Consider the following 19,621-nt stretch of genomic DNA (forward strand, 5'->3'; position numbering starts at 1 on the left):
ATAATTGCTGTCTTTTTTCTATATCTCTGTAACATCGATTTGCGAATATTGAATGTCATATGCTTTTATTAATTTTATTTCAAGTATTCCATCTTTATATTTAGCAGTGGATCCCTTCTTTTTTACCATTGCCGGAAGCGTGATGGAATGTTTAGCATCTCGCTCAGGTATATGTTCCACCATTAGCTGATTCGCAGTATGATAAATCCGCAAATCTTTAAGGAGTGATTCATCCTTAATTGGTATTCTAACAAATACGGAATCATGCGTTTCAAAGGCTGAAGAGTTTAATGTATTACCCTGCTGAGTGGGATGGGATTTGAAATGATTCACAACGTCTTGAGGATTTATGGCACCACCCGATTGAGAGGGCATTACATTTCCCATAATGCCTTTAATAAATTGGTCGATTTCATCTGGTTTCATATGCTGAAGCTTATTCTTCATGTCTTTATTAAAAGGAAATAAATTCCACGGAAACATAATTTCCCCACCCTTTCTGTATACTCTCACTGGGCATTGCTACCATATACTATGCAATAAAGATGCTATGCGTTATAAACAGAAACATTTATATTCGCATATAAAACATGCATGTCAGTCATATAGTATAGAAAAACTATATTGAGAGGTAATGGCGCGTGAAGAAAAAAACGGCTTTAATTACTGGGGGAGCTACAGGTCTAGGGGGAAAAACTGCTTGGCAGCTTGCCGAACAAGGTTATCAGCTGGCGATTAACTATCGAAACAGTAAAAAAGAAGCTTTTCTTTTATCACAAGAGCTTGAAAAGAATTTCGGGAATAAAATCATTTGCATTCAAGGTGATGTGGCAAATCAATCGGATTGTACGCACATTGTTGAAAAAGTCTTGTCGGAATTTTCCTCAATTGATGTTGTCATTCATAATGCAGGACCATATGTACGTGAGAGAAAGAAAATGACGGAGTATTCAATCGATGAATGGAATTATTTAATAAATGGCAATTTAAATGCAGTTTTCTATTTATCCAAAGTAATCATTCCAATTATGCGAAAGCAGCACTGGGGAAGAATTATTACAATGGGTTTTGATAGAGTGGAAACAGCTCCAGGCTGGATTTACCGATCGGCATTTAGTGCTGCAAAGACAGCACTGGCATCACTCACTAGAACCATTGCCATTGAGGAAGCGAACTTTGGAATTACCGCTAATATGGTTTGCCCAGGGGATATCATCTCTCAATGGAAGGAGAAAGATATTGAAGACTCCATCTTAAGTGAAAACGTTCCAGTTGGACGCCAAGGAACGGGGGAGGATATATCGAGAGTAATTTCCTTCCTGCTCGAAGAGAAATCTGACTTCATTACTGGGTGTATTATTCCTGTTACAGGAGGAATGGATGTACTCGGGAAGGCCTATTATCAAGTAAAAACACCTCAACAAACGAAGGAAACGTTATAAGTCTTTCCTTTTTACAATTTTTGAACTATTCGATTTTGTGGCATAAATTGTATTCCTTTTGTGGATAATAGATGTAGCACATCTATGAAAGGAGCAAAATAAAATGAGTTTTAACATGAATAGAATTAATCCAAATCAAACTCAAGTATTTTTTCATGATGGTCGTTTTGAAACATTAACGAATGAGGAACTAGAAGAATTTTTGCTCCACATGGGTATAAGTGAGATTAATTTATCAATAGAACAAGATGTAACGGATTAATAAAAATACTTTATGAGATCAAAAAAAGCAATCGGCCTATGCCGATTGCTTTTATGCTTCTAACAAATGAGAAGGTTCTTCTTGTACAGCAACATTTCTCATGAGATAGAAGGAGTATTGGTCTTTTGGAATTTCATATAAATCGTACACATCACCATTAGCATTCAACTGCTCATAAAGTGATTTTCTAGTTTCATTGGCTTTAACAACATAAGGGAGTTTTTCGGCAGCCTTAATAGACCTGATATTTACCTTACGAATCCTCATAAAAATGGTTTCTATTCCCATATTATAAAAAACCTCTTGGAAAAAAGCATCCTTTGCTGGGCTGTTATAGCCTTTTCCATGGTAAGGCTTACCAAGCCAAGTGCCTAAAAACCCTGCATTATCTTCAATATCAAATAGATTAATGGTTCCGATTGGGTTACCCCATTCATCTAGAATCGTCCGTGAAATCAATTCACCGCGCTCTTCCGCTTCTATTGTTTGTTTTGTCATAAAGATAAATTCTTCATAAGAAGCACATTTTTGACGCACAAAAGGAAAGACATCTGGATGCGACATTAGTTCAAATAATACATGGCTGTCATGAAGATCTCGTTTCTTAAGCATTGAATTTCCCTCCATTGGGCAATCCGATCCCATGTCTAAAGAAGCGGCCCACCCACGAAATTTTTTATTCAGATAAACTAAAAAATTTCGGGGTGGGAATCGAACCCACTAGAACCAGGTATTACTGGTGGCGCACCATTTGCCTTCCCTATTTCATTTTTTTTGATGATGAAAAATAATGTGATTTACCCCCCAGATTTTTAGGCCTTTTTCGGTCTCACTTAAAGTATCATACAAGAAAAAATAAAAAAAATAAATAGGTTTTTTGTTGTTTTTTTGAGATTATTTATTGGCAAATTTCAACATATTTCTACTCTTCTGAGAAAACGATTTCACCGCCAATCATCGTCCATTTTGGTTTTGCTAAATAATGAAACGGATGGTGACTCCATAGCACTAAATCAGCTTCTTTTCCCACATCTATGCTTCCCAAATGAGTGTCTAACCTTAGGTTCCTCGCTGGAAGTATCGTGATTCCCTCAAGTGCCTTTTGCTCGGAAAGACCCTCGCGCACGGCTATGCCCGCACATATATTTAAATATTGAATTGGGGTATAAGGATGATCGGTTGTTATCGAGACTTCGACACCGTTATTAGTAAGCTCTTGATAGGTTTTCCAAGTCTTGTTTTTCAGTTCAATTTTTGATCTTCTGGTTAAGGTTGGTCCGACAGAAACTTTTAAATTGATTCCAGATAACTCATTGGCAATCAAATGTCCTTCAGTACAATGCTCAATTCTTAAATCTAGATTGAATTCCTCTGCAAGACGTAATGCGGTAATAATATCATCAGCACGATGTGCATGAATTCTGACAGGAATTTCTCTTTTTAAAGCCATAACGAGTGGAGCTACTCTTAAATCATCAGGGGTATCTGTATGGATTGCTTTATAAAAAGCTTCCCTGAGCATTCCCATGATTCCCATTCTTGTAATGGAGTCATTATTTCCCTGACTATGAATTCTTTTCGGATTTTCCCCCAGCGCAAGCTTTAGACCTGCAATTTCCTGGATGATCATTTTTTTAACATTTTTACCCGTCGTTTTAATGACAGATGTGGTTCCTCCAATGACATTGGCACTGCCAGGCATGACATGTGCAGTTGTGATGCCGCTTTTAATTGCATCGGTAAAGGCGGGATCTAATGGATAGACACCATCAATGGCTCGTATATGCGGTGTCATGGCTTCAGCCGTCTCATTTGCATCATTACCAGCCCATCCAGTTCCTTCATCATATAAACCTAAATGGGTATGAACATCAATAAACCCGGGAAAAAGATAATGGTTATTACATTCAATGATTTTGACATTTGTATCAACAGGAAGATATTTTCCTACTTTTATTATTTTTCCGTTCTCAACCAAGACATCCCCGTTTTGAATTGGCTGGGATGTGATGGGATAGACCATCGCATTTTTTAGAAGTATTTTCATGATAATTTAACCTTTCCCACACTTAAAATAGTATTTTTACTATTTTATCAACAGTTCTGTTGAAGTGATAGTGGAAAGTAAGTGATTTTTAAAAAAATTACGAAACCTTTTCCTGGTATTAGCGTAAGTATTAGAGAAAGATAGAAAAAATTTTTCCGTTGGGGGAATCATGAAATGGTAAAAAGTGAAGAAAGAATGCTTGCGGCTATTCTCTATGTTGTTAGTCTTTTTTTCCCAATTATAGGTCCACTTGTTATATGGTTATTAAAAAAGGATGAGTCATCATTTATCAATTATCATGGAAGAGAATATTTTAACTTTTTCATTTCTTACACTGTGTATTCAGTAATATCCGGAATCTTAGTATTCCTTATCGTTGGAATTTTCCTATTATGGATTTTGGGAATTATGGCCCTCGTATTTACTATCATCGCTGCAGTAAAAGCTTATGAAGGAAATGAATATCGATTCCCATTAGTCTTTAGAGTAATTAAATAATATAGACCAGCTAACCCAGCAAAAAAAAATTTGCTGGGTTTTGAACGTTTTTATAGTTCAAACGTCATATCTTTATACAAAGGAAAAGAAGGGGGAATTAGTTTGGATTTTTTAGAAGGGATTAACTGGGGATTGATCGCGCCGCTCTTTATTATCCAACTTATTTTATTAATCGTATCACTTGTAGACTTATCCCGAATTGATAAAACAAATGGTCCGAAGCTTCTTTGGGTATTTATTATTGTGTTTGTAAATATTATTGGGCCAATCCTCTATTTTGTGATTGGAAGGAGAAATGATTAATGACACTCATCCAAATTCATGGGCTAAAAAAGAGTTTTCAAGGTCATGAGGTTATAAAGGGGCTTGACTTTAAGCTAGAAAAGGGCAAGTGTATTGCCCTTTTAGGTCCAAATGGGGCAGGTAAAACGACAACGCTGCGGATGCTTTCGGGTTTGATGAAACCTACGGAAGGGTCAATTACCTTTAGTGATGCTAAAAAGGATGGAGATATTCGCCATTTAATTGGCTATTTGCCACAATTTCCGGTTTTTTATGACTGGATGTCAGGATTGGAGTTTCTTCAATATGTGGGAAAACTTGCAGGATTAACAAGTAAAGAAGCAAAGGAACGATCCTTGGAGCTGGTTGAACTTGTTGGAATAAGCGATGCGAAAAATAGAAGAGTAGGTAAATATTCTGGCGGGATGAAACAAAGGCTCGGTATTGCACAGGCTATCATTCACCGTCCGCAGTTAGTTATGCTGGATGAACCAGTTTCTGCATTAGATCCTTTTGGAAGAAGAGAAGTACTCGAGCTTCTAGAGGGATTGAAGAAGGAGACCACAATACTATTCTCTACTCATATTCTGAATGATGCTGAGGAAGTATGTGATGAAATATTATTTCTACATAATGGAGAAATTGTTGAGTCTGGGACAATGGTGAGATTGCGTGAGCGGCATCAACAGGCAAAAATCGACTTGATCTTCCGAAAGAAAACGGGGGAGATGGAGAGCACTCTTAAAAACCATTCCTTAACTAAATCAATTTTGGTAGATGGAAATCGAATTAGTGTATTTGTTACGAATATTGAGCTAGCCAGGAAAGAGTTTTTAAAGCTGACTTTTGAAAAAGATTGGCCATTGGATAAATTTGAAATGAGCAGTATGACCCTTGAGGATGTATTTATGAAGGTGGTGGGAAAATGAGCCAGTGGATGACACTTTTTCAAAAAGAGATTCTTGAAATGTGGAGGAATTTTAAATGGATTTGGGTACCAATTACCTTTATCTTATTAGGCGTAAAAGAGCCGGTGACGAGTTATTATTTACCACAAATTATCAAATCCTTTGGCGGATTGCCAGAAGGGGCGGTTATTGATATACCACCTCCAACGGCTGGAGCCGTTTTAGCTTCCGGGCTCAACCAATACTCTACACTTGGGGTATTAATCATTGTTCTAGGTACTATGGGTGTGATTGCCGGTGAACGAAAAAGTGGGGTGGCAGCCATGATTTTAGTAAAACCGGTCTCCTATCTGTCTTATATTACTTCTAAATGGGCGGGCAGTCTTTTGTTGGTATGGTTTTCTTTATTTATAGGGTATCTATCAACATGGTATTATACTGGTCAGTTATTTGAGTGGGTGGCATTCGGGGAATTTTTCCAATCGTTTGTTTTATATGGGTTGTGGTTGACTGTCATATTAACTATTACCATATTTTTTAGTTCAGCTCTCTTGTCTCCAGGGATGGCAGGCTTCATATCGCTGGCACTGGCACTGGTGGTGAGTATTATTAGCGGGGCACTCTCTCTCTTACTAGAGTGGAGCCCTTCCCAGTTAACTAGTTATACAAGTGCTTTGCTAACTACAGGGAAACTTCCCGATGATACACTACCAGCTAGTTTAATAGGCATCCTCCTTATTGTTATCCTATTATGGTTAAGTGTGTTCCTATTTAAGAAAAAAGAGCTAGCCTCTTAAGACCATTTTGGTTGGAATATAGCAATTTTCATGAAGAGGTCATTAAATGGCTTCTTTTTTTCTACTAATTTAACGAAAAAACTCCTATCATTTTTTTTGTTCACGTTTAATAGAATAAATATAAGAGAGGCAGATAAGGAGTTTTCTAGATGAAAATACATGAATATTACCGTGGCAGTGCCAATATTACCTTAAATGGCAGCATAGCAGCGCTCGTTCCTGCAATCATCATTGGTGTTGGGAATCTATATTATTTTCAAAATAAGCAGATTATGATTTTAATGATACCTTTTATTGTTTACAGCCTTATTAGTTTTCAAATCTATCTTTTTAGGGTGAGACAATCTGTGTCAATCGAGCGTAATATGACGCAACTTCAAAGCAAATTTCAAAATATTTTTGAAGCAAGACACCTTGTTGTTGTTTTCATGAACCACCAACAGCCCTGTTTACATCTCTTTTTTCCTGATGGACACCGGGCAGGAATGATTAAAAAATATAAGCAAAAAGGGTTATTCTTGTTTAGAAAACCTAGGATTTATGCGCTTTATAATAATCTAGACCAGATTGTTGGAATTTATAAAATAAAGCAGTTAAAGAGAATAGTCATTGAGGTTTATGATCGAAATATGAACTTTGTAGGCTGCTATGAAAAGGAAAAACTATCTTTGTTGAAAAGTAAGATAGAAATGATGGATGAGAATGGTCATTTTATTGGCGTAGTTGAAGGTTCTGCATATTATATGGATGAACGTGTTTACAGTCAATCAAGGCAGCAAGTCGGACGGCTGAGACGGGGGTGGATGCCTGTTGAATGGAGTAGTGTATTCCCGGAACCTAATACTCCCGTTCTTTCACTTTCAGAGAACTTAACAGAAAAGGACAAGCTTTTAAGGATGTCCTTTTTGATAAATGAATATTTTATTGAGAGGTAAGGCAGTGTTATTCTCGCCAATTATTTGATAGAATAAGTTAAAAAATGGCGGAGGTATTTGTGGTGCAGATTGATTTAATTAAAGGTCATGGTTCAGGAAATGATTTTCTCTTAATTGATGAAATAACGAATTCTTATTCCTTCTCAGAAGACGAAAGGGCAGAGCTTGCCACTTTGTTATGTGATCGGAATTCAGAATTAGGTGCAGATGGTATTCTTTTTATTATGAAAAGCAATCGTGCTGATGGAAGAATGAGGGTATTTAACACTGACGGTTCAGAGGCATCGATGTGTGGAAACGGCCTTCGGTTGGTTGCCAGATATATTTGTGAAATGCGGGGGCTAAGTGTAGCGGTTATTGAAACGATGAAGGCTGATTTAAAGGTGAGTAAGCAAGCAGATATCTATCCCAATGTGACCACCTACCAAGTAGAAATTTCACCCGTTTCGTTCCGTCTGGGTGATTTACCATTGAATCTAAATGAACCAAACTTAATAAATGAAAATATCCCAGAGCTGTCACAGGAGTTAACATTTTCTGCGCTTGCGGTGCCGAATCCACATTTAATCTCGATTGTGGAAACAGAGCAATTGACATCCGGAGTGCAAAAAGAGATAAGTGAGAAGGTAAATAATCCAAATGAGTTATTCCCTGACGGAGTCAACGTCAGCTTTGTTAAATCTTTGGATGAGGAAAGTATTTATGTAAATACTTTTGAACGCGGGGTAGGCTTTACAAATGCTTGTGGTACAGCAATGTCAGCATCGTCTTTAGTCACTTGCCTACAAGGCATTAATAATGTGGATGAAATCATAAATGTTTATAATAATGGCGGTAAAGTACAATGTGTGGTTCATGAAAATGATGAGAATTATTATATTGATTTGATCGGAAATGCAACATACTTATACCAAGCAAAGGTAGAAGTGGAATGGGGTCTTAAAACCTTTGAAGTTAGTTCGAAGGAAAGTTTTGCTGAACAGCAAACCTACGAAAAACTACAGGCAGAAGCTCAAGCTTTTCTAAAGATTGCTGGATTGTAAAAAAGTTAAGGGCACATAGAATTTTATGTGCCCTTAACTTTTTTGTCTACATAGGTAATTTGGAGTGATTTTTAGCAAGATTTGAAACAAAGAAACGGTCACTATGATATTTATTTCTTAGCTTTTAATACTTCTAACACGGGTTCAAATGCCTGAAGAGATTTTGTTTGAAAGTAATTTTTAAACGGGTCGCCTTGTTTTCGAATACGATTCAAAGCCTTTTCCATCGTAAAGTGGATAGGATTTAGTTTATCACTCACTTCTTCCCAATAGAGCGGTGTGGCAACCCCGGCATGTTCATTTCCCCTCATGGAATATGGGGCCACAATCGTTTTCCCTTCACTATGCTGCACATAATCAACGTAAAGCCTGTTTCCACGATTTTTTTTCATACGTTCGATGGTAAACGAATCAGGATCCTTGGAAATTAAATAATCGGCGATAAAGCTCGTGAATAGACGTGTATCTTCAAAGGAATATACATTCTCAGGGAGCGGCAGATAGATTTGTAATCCTTTATTTCCTGATGTCTTTACATATCCAATGAGATTTAATTGGTCAAGGACTTCTTTGATTAACAAAGCTGCTTTTACCGCCAAATGAAATTCGTCCTTTGAGGGAGGATCTAAGTCAAAGACAATTTCACTAGCTCCCTTACTGTGAATGGTCTGAAAAGGGATATGGAATTCAATCGCCAGCTGATTTCCCAGCCAAATCAATGTTTTTAAATTGTTACAAACGATATAGTCGATTCCTTCAGCCTGATGTGTCTGCACAAAATTCGGGGCATAATCCGGACAATTCTTTTGATAAAAAGGATCACCGAACATCCCATGAGGGTAACGAATAACCGTCAAAATCCTATTTTCTAAAAAAGGCAGCATATAAGGAGAAATTTCTCTTAAGTACAGAATAAAGTCTGCCTTTTGTATATCATGATTTTTCCATAGAGGCTTATCAGGATGAGTAATATCCAAATCCTCAGGTAAGTTTTTTTGTTTAAAAATAAATTGTTCATATGTACATTCTTTCGGTTTTAAATCAAAGCGGAAGGTATGAAAATGAGGCTCGCGCAGCTGGTTATCATAAAGCTCAAGATATTTAACCTCTAAACAAATAGCCGGGTCAACATAGATAAATTGACTGTCCTCACGAACCATATTTTGCTTGATGGTACTTTGAAGTGCTGATTTTTCATCCGGCTTAAGACCAAAAAGCACTTGACCAATTCCATGAATTTCCCCTTCTTTATAAACTCCTACATAAAAGTATCCATTTGTTTTTTCGAAGGAAGTAATAAAACAGGAGACGTATTTCCAGTTTTTATATTTTAACCATTGTAAAGACCTTTTTCCTTCCTCCCAAAGACTATTTTTATGCTTAGCAATAATTCCTTCCCCATCCTGTAATACTACATTTTCCCATATCTTATTAAACTCCGTATGTGCCTCTACAAACTGAATTAAATGATCACTATATGGATCTGCTTCTATTGGAAGACTAAGTTGTTTGAATAGGTTAAAAAGCTCATCCTTCCGTTTGTCAAACGGCTTCGAATGCATAGCTTTCCCGGCCAATACAAGGATATCGAAGACCATTAAGCGACAAGGTGATTTAACAGCTTGTTCAGCAATTTTTTTAGTTGCTTTCATTCTACCGCGAACCTGGATGGTAGAAAAGTTTGCCTTATAGGGACTTTCCAGAAATACAAGTTCACCATCAAGGCGAAGGGGAAGGTGTGATTGAAAAAACTCCTCGTGAGATTCAAGGTATTCCTTTATTTCCGGGAACTGTGCTAGTAATGGCTTATTATTCCTGCTAGTTAATGTAATCCCGCTTTTATCCCAATTCAAAATAGCCCGAAACCCATCATATTTAACCTCGTACAGCCAATCAGGTTGAATTGTTAAATCAAAGGTTAGTGTTGGCAGCATCGGTTTCATTAGTGTATTTCCTTTCTTTTTCTTTATTTTGTTACAAACCATAACGATTCATCCTTTACCAATTGTTTTTAGGAATGGAGTGGGTAAAGAAAAGCAAAAATAATAACAAAAAGATTGGAGAATGACGCTATGCATACGATGTGGAAAGGCAGCATTAGTTTTGGGCTGGTGAATATACCTATAAAGCTTCATACGGCGACTGAGGATAAAGACATTAAACTTCGGACCCTGCATAATAAATGCCATGCTCCGATTAAATATGAAAAGATATGCACGGTATGTGAAGAGGAAGTAAAACCTGAGGACATCGTAAAGGCATACGAATATACAAAAGGTAAATTTGTTGTGCTTGACCATGAGGACATCGAAAAGCTCCGCAAGGAAAATGAAGAGAAGGCTGTAGAAATCATTGATTTCGTCAAAATGGAGGAAATTGACCCTATTTATTTTGATCGGAGTTATTATATGTCCCCAAATGAAGGTGGAAGTAAAGCCTATTCTTTGCTCCGAAAAGCACTTCAGGAATCACAAAAAGTGGGAATCGCAAAAATCATTATTCGATCAAAAGAGCAAATGGCAGTTATTCGTGTATATGATAATACATTGGTAATGGAAACGATCCATTTTCCAGATGAGGTTCGCCGTGCAGCTGATGTTCCTAATGTTCCAGCCGAAGATAAAGTAACAGAAAAAGAATTAGTTACAGCGATTATGCTAATTGACCAATTAACATCTGAATTTGAGCCTGAAAAATATACAGATGAATATAGAACGGCATTACTTGAATTAATCGAAGCAAAACGTACTGGACAAGAAGCCGTGACACCAACCGCGAAAGAGACACCTTCCAATGTTACCGATCTAATGGCTGCCCTGCAGGCGTCCATTGATAGGACAAAGCCAAGGAGTGAAAGTGCTGGAAGGAAAGAACCTGCATTAAAAAAAGAAACACCTGTAAAGAAAGAAACAGCAGCGAAGAAGGAAACAATAGCCAAAAAGCCTGCGGCACCAAGAAAAAAAGCTGCACCAAAAGTAAAAAAAGAAGCATAACAAAAATACCGATTCGACGAACTCGAGTCGGTTCTTTTTGATTATTTTGCCTTATAGCTGATAGTACTTTCAATCCAATTTTCGGCATATTATTATGGAAGAATTAAAATTTACAGATGCACGGGGGAGAGGGAATGGCTTATAATGTGCTTTTGTTTACAGACCCTGGAATTGATGATTCTTTTGCCATCATGTATGCATTATTAAATCCTGAAATAAATATTGTCGGTATCGTCAGTGGATATGGAAATACACCAAAAGAACAATCTGTAAAAAATACTGCTTATTTAATTGATTTAGCTGGGCGAGAAGATATTCCTATCATTGCTGGAGCAGCAGGACCATTATCTGGTGAGAATGTTCAGTTTTATCCTGAAATTCATGGACCGGAGGGACTTGGCCCAATCAAGCCGCTTGATTCCCTACAAAAGGTAGAAATTCATGACTTTAATAAAATCCTCGAAATTATTAATGAATACAAAGGCAATCTTATTATCGTCAATGTTGGCAGATTGACAGAATTAGCACTCATGTTCATCCTATATGGGAACAATGCTTTAAAAGATGTAACTGCCTTTTATATAATGGGAGGTGCCTTCTTAGTTCCGGGGAATATATCAGCAGAAGCAGAAGCCAACTTCTTTTCCGACTCCATTGCGTCAAGTATAGTGATGGAAAAAGCACATAATATTTATTTATATCCATTAAATGTTACGAATAAAGCTATTATTACACCAGATGTTATTGATTTTCTTAGCGAAAACAGCCCAACTCCTTTTAGACCATTACTAAAACCTGCATTTGAATATTATTTCAAGGCCTATCAAAAAAACATACCAGGTATTAAAGGTGCTCCATTTCATGATGTTTTGCCATTAATGGCAATTACCAATCCTGAAATTGTCAGGTATATTCCCAAAAGAGTAAGAGTAGAGGAATTTGGTAAAGCAAAAGGAAAAAGTATCGCTGATTTTCGTCCAAAACCAGATCCTGAACCCCCTGAAACCCTAGATTATATTGGTATGGAGGCTGATATCCAAAAGTTTGTCACAAACTTTATGGAAGTCTTTTTACAAGGAGATTTTGGGAAAAAATAATTTTTAATATTTATTTATAGTAGCTTGCTAGTATGCTATACTATTAACTTTATTGACTTTTAGAAAGATATAAGGTATTATGAAGATACGCTTTTAAGTTCGTGTAAATATTTATTGGTTTAAGTAGTCGTAACTGCACGAAATGTGGGTGATGTCTATTACCCTGTTGTGCTTTGCGACTTTTTGATTTTTTAAATGGTTATAACTAAAAGTGAAACAAATCTTTGGGGGTACTTTTCATGAATAACGGTAAAGTAAAATGGTTTAATGCAGAAAAAGGTTTTGGATTTATCGAGGCTGATGGCGGGCAAGATGTATTCGTACACTTCTCTGCAATTCAATCTGAAGGTTTCAAAACATTAGAAGAAGGTCAATCAGTTTCTTTCGAAATCGTTGAAGGCGCTCGTGGACCACAAGCTTCTAACGTTAAAGCTATTTAATTCATTTGAAAAATAAAAAGGTGGTGCAGTGATAAGGCATCACCTTTTTATCTTTATAAAGATGTATTTTTCCTAAAAATTAAAGAAACAGTTCTGCAAAAAGTACAAGGGGTGATCATTTTGGCGTTTGGTAGAAGAAATGATGAAGAAGTAAAGCTTGAAGAAACTAAAATTTGGGAATGTAATTCAGAAAAGTGTAAATGCTGGATTCGTGACAATTTTAAGAGCACTGAAGTGCCCCTCTGTCCAATATGCAAAAGTGAAATGAGTCAATCAACAAAAGAACTACAAGTCATTCATAATCATAGTAAAAATTTCATGTAAATAAACATAAGAAAAAGCAGGGGAATATTCCTCTGCTTTTTCTTATGAAACAATATTTTCTTTACAATAATCAAACACGAAAGATTCCTCATCCTCTTCAAGAGCAAAATCTAAGATCTTTTCGGTTCCTCTTTCATACAGATGATAATGAGATATTCTTGACCCCTTCTCATCAACTACAAAAAGCACCTTCATTCCAATTCCTTTATCTGAAAAGAGTTCATCCTCTTCATCAATTTCCAGTTCAAGAAAAAATTCATAGCGGTCGCCGCTTAATAAACCAAAAGGATCTACAAGTCTTTCAACTGTATGACCAGTAATATTCAATGAAATCATCCTTTACAAAATATTTACCTTTTTATTATATACATATATCGAGAGGAACTAGAAATAAATGACACCATTCGACGATAAATTGTTATCAAAATATGGATGATTTTTATGAATTAAATGTGAACTATCTAAAATTTAATATTTATTTAATAACTATAAAGTAAAATTGAGCTATAAGGAGTCGTAGGGAGAATCCTCGTGAAAACTGAGTTATATATTTGTGAATAACTTCACAATAAATGAAAGAGGAGGCATATATTAATGTCTAAAGACAGTCCTGTTAAGAATTTATTGGCTAATAAACTGCAGCGTAGGACATTTTTGAAGTGGTCGGGCGCAATCGGAGTTCCTGTAATTGCCGGAGGCGTAGGAACAAAATTATTGATTGATCAGCAAACGGAAGAAAAAGTAGCAAGTGCAAGTGATTGGGATAAGGTGGTTTCCACTTGTAGTATCAATAACTGTGGAGGCCGCTGTGTCATAAAAGCATATGTAAAAGATGGAGTGGTAGTTCGAGTAGCAACAGACACTCAGAAAAGCGGAGATCCTTCCATTCCGCCACTTAGAGCCTGTGTTCGGGGAAGAAACTATCGGAATTTATTGTATCATCCAGATCGTCTTAAGTATCCAATGAAACGTGTCGGCAGGCGTGGCGAAGGAAAGTTCGAACGAATTTCTTGGGAGGAAGCGATTGAAACGATTGCTTCCGAGATAAAACGAATTGGAGATACATATGGTCCGGAGTCAAGGTATGTTAACTACGCCTCTGGACAAAGCTGGGGGCTTCATAGCGGGAGAAACTCTGCTAGAAAAGTATTAGCACTAACAGGCGGTTACTTAAATTATCGGAATGATTATAGTTCAGGGGCAGGAAATGTGGCGACCCCTTTTACGTATGGTACGAACAATTCAGGCAGCAGCTTTGATTCCCTATTACATTCAAAATACATTATCCTTTGGGGGCAAAATCCATCTGAAATGATATTCTCGACTCCGTATAGGGAGTATCTAATGGGAGCAAAGAAAAATGGAGCAAAAATTATTCTGATTGACCCACGTTATACAGATACAGCTATTGCATTTGCAGATGAGTGGATACCAATTAAGCCAACAACAGATAATGCAATGATGGATGCTATGGGATATGTCATTGTAACGGAGAAATTACATGATCAAGCCTTTCTCGATAAGTACTGTGTTGGGTTTGATGGCGACCATATGCCAGAAGGTATAAGTAAAGAAGAGTCACTAATAAGTTACCTTTTGGGTGAAAAGGATGGAGTACCGAAAACACCTGAATGGGCAGAAAAGATATGTGGAGTGCCAGCAGAAAAAATTTGTGAAGTTGCTAGAAATTATGCGACGATAAAACCTGCAGCTCTTATACAAGGCTGGGCAGCACAACGTCAGGCCTATGGTGAGCAATTTATGCGGGGAGGAGCTCAATTAGCCTGTCTAACTGGAAATGTTGGTAAGCTGGGCGGATGGGCAGCTGGAACAGGTTACTGGAGCCGGGCGGATATTGTTTATCCTTTTAAAGTGGAAAATCCAGTAAAGGCATCGATTCCTTGCTTTCTCTGGACAAAGGCAGTCGAACAAGGTACCGAGATGACTGAAGCTGACGGTCTTCAAGGAACAGATAAATTAACAACGAATATTAAATTAATTTTTAATATGGCAGGAAATATGCTCGTTAATCAGCATGCTGATATCAATAAAACAACAAGTCTTTTAGAAGATGAAAGTAAAGTGGAATTCATCTGTGTCAGTGATCTATTTATGACTCCAAGTGCTCGATATGCAGATATTGTTTTGCCAGGTACAACCTTTTTTGAAAGATATGATATAGGGGTGCCGTGGTGCTTTGGAGATTACGTCGTTTTTGGTGATAAAACAATTGACCCTCTTTATGAATGTCGAAATGAGTATGATGTGTTTACTGAGGTGGCGGATAAGTTAGGAGTAAAGGAACAATTTACTGAGGGCATGACGATTCTAGATTTAGTAAAAGAAAGTATTAAACGAACGCGTGAAGAGCTCGATCCAAACTTTCCGACATTTGAAGAGTTCCGCGAAAAAGGTGTCCACCATTTTAAATTTGATGAACCGCTCGTGGGCTTCAAAGCACAGATTGAAGACCTCGAGAATTACCCTTTTGAGACACCATCTGGAAAAATTGAACTATTCTCTAAAACTCTTTGGGAAATGAACCAGCATGAGGAAATACCACCTATAGCCAAATATATTTCCTCATGGGAAGGGCCGGAAGATCCATTAATTGAAAAGTATCCCTTACAGCTTATCAGTTGGCATTATAAGCGTAGATGTCATTCCACCTATGATAATATGCCTTGGCTTGAGGAAGCAGCAAAGCAGGAAATGTGGTTGAATCCTAAAGATGCCGAGAAGCGTGGGATCAAAGATGGTGATAAAGTTCAAGTCTTTAATGACCGTGGCAGCTTGATGATTGATGTCAAGGTAACAACGCGTATTACTCCTGGTGTTGCTGGTATTCCTCAAGGTGCCTGGTATACACCAGACAAAGCGGGTACGGACCAAAGGGGTTCAGTTAACGTGTTGACGTCACAGCGGCCGACATCACTAGCAAAATCAAATCCTCAATTAACAAATCTTGTTGAAGTGAAAAAAGCGTAAGGAGTGACTATTTTGGGGCAAATTGGGTTTTATATCAATCAAAGTATCTGCCAAGGCTGTAAAGCTTGCAGTGTGGCTTGTAAAGATAAAAATAATACGGAAGTAGGGATAAACTGCCGCAGGGTTTATACAAAAGAAGAAGGTGCTTATATTCAGCAGCCTAATGGCGGAATTGTTCATAATGTGACGTCGTACTATTTCTCGATTGCTTGTAACCATTGTGAACAGCCAGGATGCCTCAAAAACTGTCCTACTGGTGCGATAATAAAACGGGACGAGGATGGAGTTGTTACAATAGATCAGGAAATTTGTGCAGGAGCACAGTTATGTGTAAGTGCTTGTCCATATGGTGGACCACAGTATAACAAAGAGACGTTTAAATCAAACAAATGTAATTTTTGTATCGATCTCCAGGAAAAAGGGGAAGATCCTGTTTGTGTCGCGACATGTCCATTAGGAGCAATTGAATTTGGACCGATAGAAGAACTGAGAAAAAAATACGGTAAAATTAGACAAATTAAAGGGATGCCAAGTCCTTCCATTACGAAACCAAACATTGTCATTACGCCTCATCGTAACGCTAAGCTTGTATAAAGAATTTAATTAATGAGTTGGTGAAAAGATGTCAATCCTCGTAAATTGGTTAGAGAGCCTTCATCAAGAAATAATCGTAACCTCTAAATGTGTTAGAGAGCGGAACCGGAAGTCAACTTGCGGTTTTTGCCTGGAAAAATGTGAGCATGAAGCAATTGTAGTAAAGCGAAATCAACTCTTCATCGATACAAATAAGTGTACAATGTGTGGTGAGTGTATAATCGCCTGCCCGTTATCTGCAATAGAGGGTATTGTTAATAATCGGGCATTCGACAAAGGGAGCCTCGTTTTTGATTCGAACTATGTGCCAACAATTAAAGAATTACTCATTTATAAAAAAAGAGGAATGACATCGATTAAAGCTCCTCAGCCATTAAGTATAGAATGGGAAATAGTGTTATTCGAGTCAAATAGTCAATTAGAGTTGCTTGATGAAAGTCCATTTGTTATGGTCGAAAAGGTAACGGAAGAAGTGCTATCAAGAAGAGCCTTATTTGGATCACTTCAAAAAGAAGGAAAACAACTTGCAAAAAAGATGGCCCCCGCTTCATGGAAGATGAAGAAGGATGACTGGAAAATAACAAAATATTATCCTAATTATCAATTTTACAGTGTCATGTTAAACATAGAAAAATGCACACTCTGCCAGGCTTGCTTTACTCTTTGTCCTGGAAAACTATTTCATATTAAGGACAGTAAGTTCATGATTGAAAGTGAAAAATGTGTGGATTGTAAGTCCTGTACCGATGTTTGCCCGGAAAATGCGCTTAAGATTGTCCCAGAAATTAAGAGGAAAAGTGAAGATCAAAGAAACATCCATCAGAAGGCGTGTAAGAACTGTGGTCATACCTTTTTCACCTTTAAGGTGGAAACTGAGAAATGTCATGTATGTATGAATAGAGACCCTGATTGGTTAAGTCCTTATTAGAACAAACCATATTCTCACCATCATAGATTTTACTCCATTTGGACAAATTAAAGCCATATTAAAAAGGGTGGTGAGAATGTGACAAAACGGAATATCAAGACAAAATCTGGTCTTCAAACAGCAAAGAGTTTAACGAACTCAGAGTTTGCCAATGAAATGACTCCTCAAAACAAAAAGGCTAAGAAAGAGAAGCCTCAGACATAAAAAAATAAAGATTATAGGCGCTGGGGAAGCCCCAGCGCTATTTTTAGTTTTGAGTTTTCGTTCCGGGCTTTATAGCCATTAATGCAACAATTGCCGCAATAATACTGAGTCCGCTGAGTGTAATGAAAATCCAGTAAGTAGCTACTTTCATTAACAAAGCAATAATCGGAGGGCCGGCTGCTACTCCGATAAATCTCATCGAGCTGTAAATGGAGGAGATCGTTCCTCGCTCTTCCTTCTCAATTCCTTCAGTAATTAAGGCATCCAAACATGGAAGTCCGATACCGATTCCGACCCCTGCTATTAAAAACATGCTAATCATAAACCAGAGCTTAATCGAGAACCATAGGGCCAAAATGGATAAAGCTGCTGCAATAATCCCTCCGAAGGTGAGCCATTTCATGAGGACTTTATTTTTTTTGATTACCTTGCCTGCAATAAAGGAAGATAAACAAAGTGCCCCAAGTGGTAAAGCCAATAATAAACCTTTCTTAATATCCTTTATACCATATTTCGTTTCAAAGATTTCAGATAGGTAAAATAATATACCAAAAAGCACTAACATAAGGATTCCGCCAATAAAAAAGATAGCGTATAACCATTTACCTTTCTCTGTAAAGGTCTTTTTTACATTGATAAAAAATTGTTTAAAGGGAATTGGTTTTGATGGCTCCGGGCACTTAACTAAAAGCATTACCAAGATAACGGATATGAAACAAAACACTGGAAATGAAAAGAAAGGTAAAAACCAGATAACTCCTGCTAAAACAGCTCCCAATATAGGGCTAAGAACCTTTCCAAAGGTATTAGATGTTTCAATTAAACCTAAACAGCTGCTGACATCATCATCATTTTTGAACATATCGCCAACTAAAGGAAGGACAATTGGGGCAGCACCTGCCGCTCCCACCCCTTGAAGGGCTCGACCCACTAATATCAACCAATAGGCATTGTCCAGTTTCCATGCAGCCCATCCGGATAGTAAGCCTCCCAGTCCAGCTATGATGAGACTTGGAATGATTACCCTTTTTCTGCCAATATGGTCAGATAGGTAGCCTGCGACCGGTATCAAGAAAATGGCAACAATCGAATATACAGTAATAACCATACTCGTTTGAAACGAGGAAATCGATAATTTTTTTTCCATTGAGGGCAGCACAGGTATTAACATGGAATTCCCTAATGTCATTACTAACGGAATGGATGAAAGTGAGAGTATTGCCCACTTTTGTTTGGATACTTCATCTGATTTTTTCTTTTTTCCAGCTGAGGAGGATTTGTTTCTCACAGCCTCTGAACTTGGGCATAATTGTTCAATGTGATCCATTTTTCTTCTATCCCGCCTTCATCATGATGTGCTAATGTTAATATTGACATCTTTATTTCAAAATAACTATCAAATAGTAATCCTTTAAATGGAATAGCATTATGATTTTTAAATTGAATTTTCTAAAAATTGATGTTGACATTAGGTTTAGAAATGGTTTAATATAAAAATCAATACGAAGGGCATTGATGAAGAGTAGTAACTTTTACGGATTCTCTAGAGAGCTGATGGATGGTGTGAATCAGTGTAGACGTATGAGTGAATGGACTTCGGAGCCTCCAAACCGAACCTCCTATAGGGTCAGTAGGCTTTGGCGAAATCCTCATCGTTAAAAGAGGCAGATATTCAAGCGGTAAAGCGCTTTGATATCGGTAAAGTGAGCTGATTTTTTGGCTAATGAAGGTGGCACCACGGGTCTTCCGTCCTTTTTGGATGGAGGGCCCTGTTTGTTTTTAATTAAATAAATAAATCGTTGAACAAGAGTAGTACACTTATTTCAATCTTTATCAGAG

22 protein-coding genes and 2 other annotated features (1 of these 24 cut by a window edge) are annotated in these 19,621 nt (G+C 37.4%); of the genes, 16 read left to right on the forward strand and 6 right to left on the reverse strand.

All coding sequences use genetic code 11. The features are described 5' to 3' along the window. Positions 1-18: 18 nt before the first annotated feature. Positions 19-483 (reverse strand): Hsp20/alpha crystallin family protein, encoded by a 465-nt coding sequence (locus CHI06_RS15880; protein WP_095249604.1) that lies wholly within the window; start codon positions 481-483, stop codon positions 19-21. 158 nt (positions 484-641) lie between these two features. Here CHI06_RS15880 and CHI06_RS15885 point away from each other — a divergent pair, with 158 nt between their 5' ends. Both CHI06_RS15885 and CHI06_RS29795 read left to right on the forward strand, forming a co-directional pair. Continuing rightward, entirely contained in the window at positions 642-1,442 is an 801-nt protein-coding gene (locus CHI06_RS15885; RefSeq protein WP_095249605.1) for an SDR family oxidoreductase, read from the forward strand. 103 nt (positions 1,443-1,545) lie between these two features. After that, positions 1,546-1,704 (forward strand): hypothetical protein, encoded by a 159-nt coding sequence (locus tag CHI06_RS29795; RefSeq protein WP_179292645.1) that lies wholly within the window; start codon positions 1,546-1,548, stop codon positions 1,702-1,704. Positions 1,705-1,755: 51 nt separating this feature from the next. Here the strand turns inward: CHI06_RS29795 and CHI06_RS15890 are convergent, their stop codons facing one another. Both CHI06_RS15890 and CHI06_RS15895 read right to left on the reverse strand, forming a co-directional pair. Then, positions 1,756-2,316: a GNAT family N-acetyltransferase gene (locus CHI06_RS15890; protein WP_095249606.1), complete on the reverse strand. Its 561-nt coding sequence runs from the start codon at positions 2,314-2,316 to the stop codon at positions 1,756-1,758. A gap of 310 nt (positions 2,317-2,626) precedes the next feature. Beyond that, positions 2,627-3,754: an amidohydrolase gene (locus tag CHI06_RS15895; RefSeq protein WP_095249607.1), complete on the reverse strand. Its 1,128-nt coding sequence runs from the start codon at positions 3,752-3,754 to the stop codon at positions 2,627-2,629. Between the two features lie 171 nt (positions 3,755-3,925). Between CHI06_RS15895 and CHI06_RS15900 the strand changes: the two genes are divergently transcribed. The 6 genes from CHI06_RS15900 to dapF all read left to right on the forward strand — a co-directional run bounded on the left by CHI06_RS15900 (position 3,926) and on the right by dapF (position 8,214). Then, on the forward strand, positions 3,926-4,249 hold the full coding sequence (locus CHI06_RS15900) for a DUF4870 domain-containing protein (protein WP_095249608.1): 324 nt from the start codon (positions 3,926-3,928) through the stop codon (positions 4,247-4,249). 102 nt (positions 4,250-4,351) lie between these two features. Beyond that, the gene (locus CHI06_RS15905) at positions 4,352-4,552 is read left to right on the forward strand and encodes a PLD nuclease N-terminal domain-containing protein (RefSeq protein WP_095249609.1); all 201 of its coding nucleotides are present in this window, start codon (positions 4,352-4,354) and stop codon (positions 4,550-4,552) included. After that, positions 4,552-5,460, forward strand: a complete 909-nt coding sequence (locus tag CHI06_RS15910; RefSeq protein ID WP_095249610.1) for an ABC transporter ATP-binding protein — start codon at positions 4,552-4,554, stop codon at positions 5,458-5,460. Before CHI06_RS15905 ends, CHI06_RS15910 begins: the two co-directional genes overlap by 1 nt. Continuing rightward, a complete protein-coding gene (locus CHI06_RS15915) occupies positions 5,457-6,236 on the forward strand; it encodes an ABC transporter permease (RefSeq protein ID WP_095249611.1) in 780 nt (259 codons plus the stop codon). The genes CHI06_RS15910 and CHI06_RS15915 overlap by 4 nt, the downstream gene beginning before the upstream one ends. Before the next feature lie 149 nt (positions 6,237-6,385). Further along, positions 6,386-7,171, forward strand: a complete 786-nt coding sequence (locus tag CHI06_RS15920) for a hypothetical protein (RefSeq protein ID WP_095249612.1) — start codon at positions 6,386-6,388, stop codon at positions 7,169-7,171. Between the two features lie 62 nt (positions 7,172-7,233). Beyond that, the gene (dapF, locus tag CHI06_RS15925) at positions 7,234-8,214 is read left to right on the forward strand and encodes a diaminopimelate epimerase (RefSeq protein ID WP_095249613.1); all 981 of its coding nucleotides are present in this window, start codon (positions 7,234-7,236) and stop codon (positions 8,212-8,214) included. Between the two features lie 110 nt (positions 8,215-8,324). Here dapF and CHI06_RS15930 read toward each other — a convergent pair whose 3' ends face one another. After that, positions 8,325-10,157 carry a DNA ligase D gene (locus CHI06_RS15930; protein ID WP_095249631.1) on the reverse strand — a complete coding sequence of 611 codons (1,833 nt, stop codon included), beginning with the start codon at positions 10,155-10,157 and terminating at the stop codon, positions 8,325-8,327. Between the two features lie 129 nt (positions 10,158-10,286). On the opposite strand from CHI06_RS15930, the gene ku reads away from it, so the two are divergent. The 4 genes from ku (at position 10,287) to CHI06_RS15950 (ending at position 13,068) form a co-directional block, all read left to right on the forward strand. After that, a complete protein-coding gene (ku, locus tag CHI06_RS15935) occupies positions 10,287-11,207 on the forward strand; it encodes a non-homologous end joining protein Ku (RefSeq protein ID WP_095249614.1) in 921 nt (306 codons plus the stop codon). 134 nt (positions 11,208-11,341) lie between these two features. After that, positions 11,342-12,304: a nucleoside hydrolase gene (locus CHI06_RS15940; protein WP_095249615.1), complete on the forward strand. Its 963-nt coding sequence runs from the start codon at positions 11,342-11,344 to the stop codon at positions 12,302-12,304. A 239-nt stretch (positions 12,305-12,543) separates the two neighbouring features. Then, complete coding sequence (locus CHI06_RS15945; protein WP_095249616.1) at positions 12,544-12,744, forward strand: cold-shock protein; 201 nt, start codon at positions 12,544-12,546, stop codon at positions 12,742-12,744. A 120-nt stretch (positions 12,745-12,864) separates the two neighbouring features. Continuing rightward, positions 12,865-13,068: a cold-shock protein gene (locus tag CHI06_RS15950; RefSeq protein WP_179292646.1), complete on the forward strand. Its 204-nt coding sequence runs from the start codon at positions 12,865-12,867 to the stop codon at positions 13,066-13,068. A gap of 42 nt (positions 13,069-13,110) precedes the next feature. Here CHI06_RS15950 and CHI06_RS15955 read toward each other — a convergent pair whose 3' ends face one another. Continuing rightward, on the reverse strand, positions 13,111-13,404 hold the full coding sequence (locus tag CHI06_RS15955; protein WP_095249617.1) for a DUF6509 family protein: 294 nt from the start codon (positions 13,402-13,404) through the stop codon (positions 13,111-13,113). 258 nt (positions 13,405-13,662) lie between these two features. Here CHI06_RS15955 and CHI06_RS15960 point away from each other — a divergent pair, with 258 nt between their 5' ends. The 4 genes from CHI06_RS15960 (at position 13,663) to CHI06_RS30535 (ending at position 17,782) form a co-directional block, all read left to right on the forward strand. Beyond that, on the forward strand, positions 13,663-16,056 hold the full coding sequence (locus CHI06_RS15960) for a DMSO/selenate family reductase complex A subunit (protein ID WP_179292647.1): 2,394 nt from the start codon (positions 13,663-13,665) through the stop codon (positions 16,054-16,056). Between the two features lie 3 nt (positions 16,057-16,059). Further along, entirely contained in the window at positions 16,060-16,650 is a 591-nt protein-coding gene (locus tag CHI06_RS15965) for a DMSO/selenate family reductase complex B subunit (protein ID WP_306453819.1), read from the forward strand. Between the two features lie 28 nt (positions 16,651-16,678). Further along, a complete protein-coding gene (locus CHI06_RS15970) occupies positions 16,679-17,578 on the forward strand; it encodes a 4Fe-4S binding protein (protein ID WP_095249619.1) in 900 nt (299 codons plus the stop codon). Positions 17,579-17,656: 78 nt separating this feature from the next. After that, positions 17,657-17,782: a hypothetical protein gene (locus CHI06_RS30535; protein WP_257009329.1), complete on the forward strand. Its 126-nt coding sequence runs from the start codon at positions 17,657-17,659 to the stop codon at positions 17,780-17,782. Between the two features lie 43 nt (positions 17,783-17,825). Here the strand turns inward: CHI06_RS30535 and CHI06_RS15975 are convergent, their stop codons facing one another. Next, on the reverse strand, positions 17,826-19,109 hold the full coding sequence (locus CHI06_RS15975) for an MFS transporter (RefSeq protein WP_095249620.1): 1,284 nt from the start codon (positions 19,107-19,109) through the stop codon (positions 17,826-17,828). A 176-nt stretch (positions 19,110-19,285) separates the two neighbouring features. Then, positions 19,286-19,539, forward strand: a binding site (T-box leader). Positions 19,540-19,572: 33 nt separating this feature from the next. Then, positions 19,573-19,621: a binding site (T-box leader), on the forward strand (it continues 201 nt past the right edge of the window).

The organism is Bacillus sp. 7884-1, assembly GCF_002272245.1.
Taxonomy (GTDB): domain Bacteria; phylum Bacillota; class Bacilli; order Bacillales; family Cytobacillaceae; genus Neobacillus.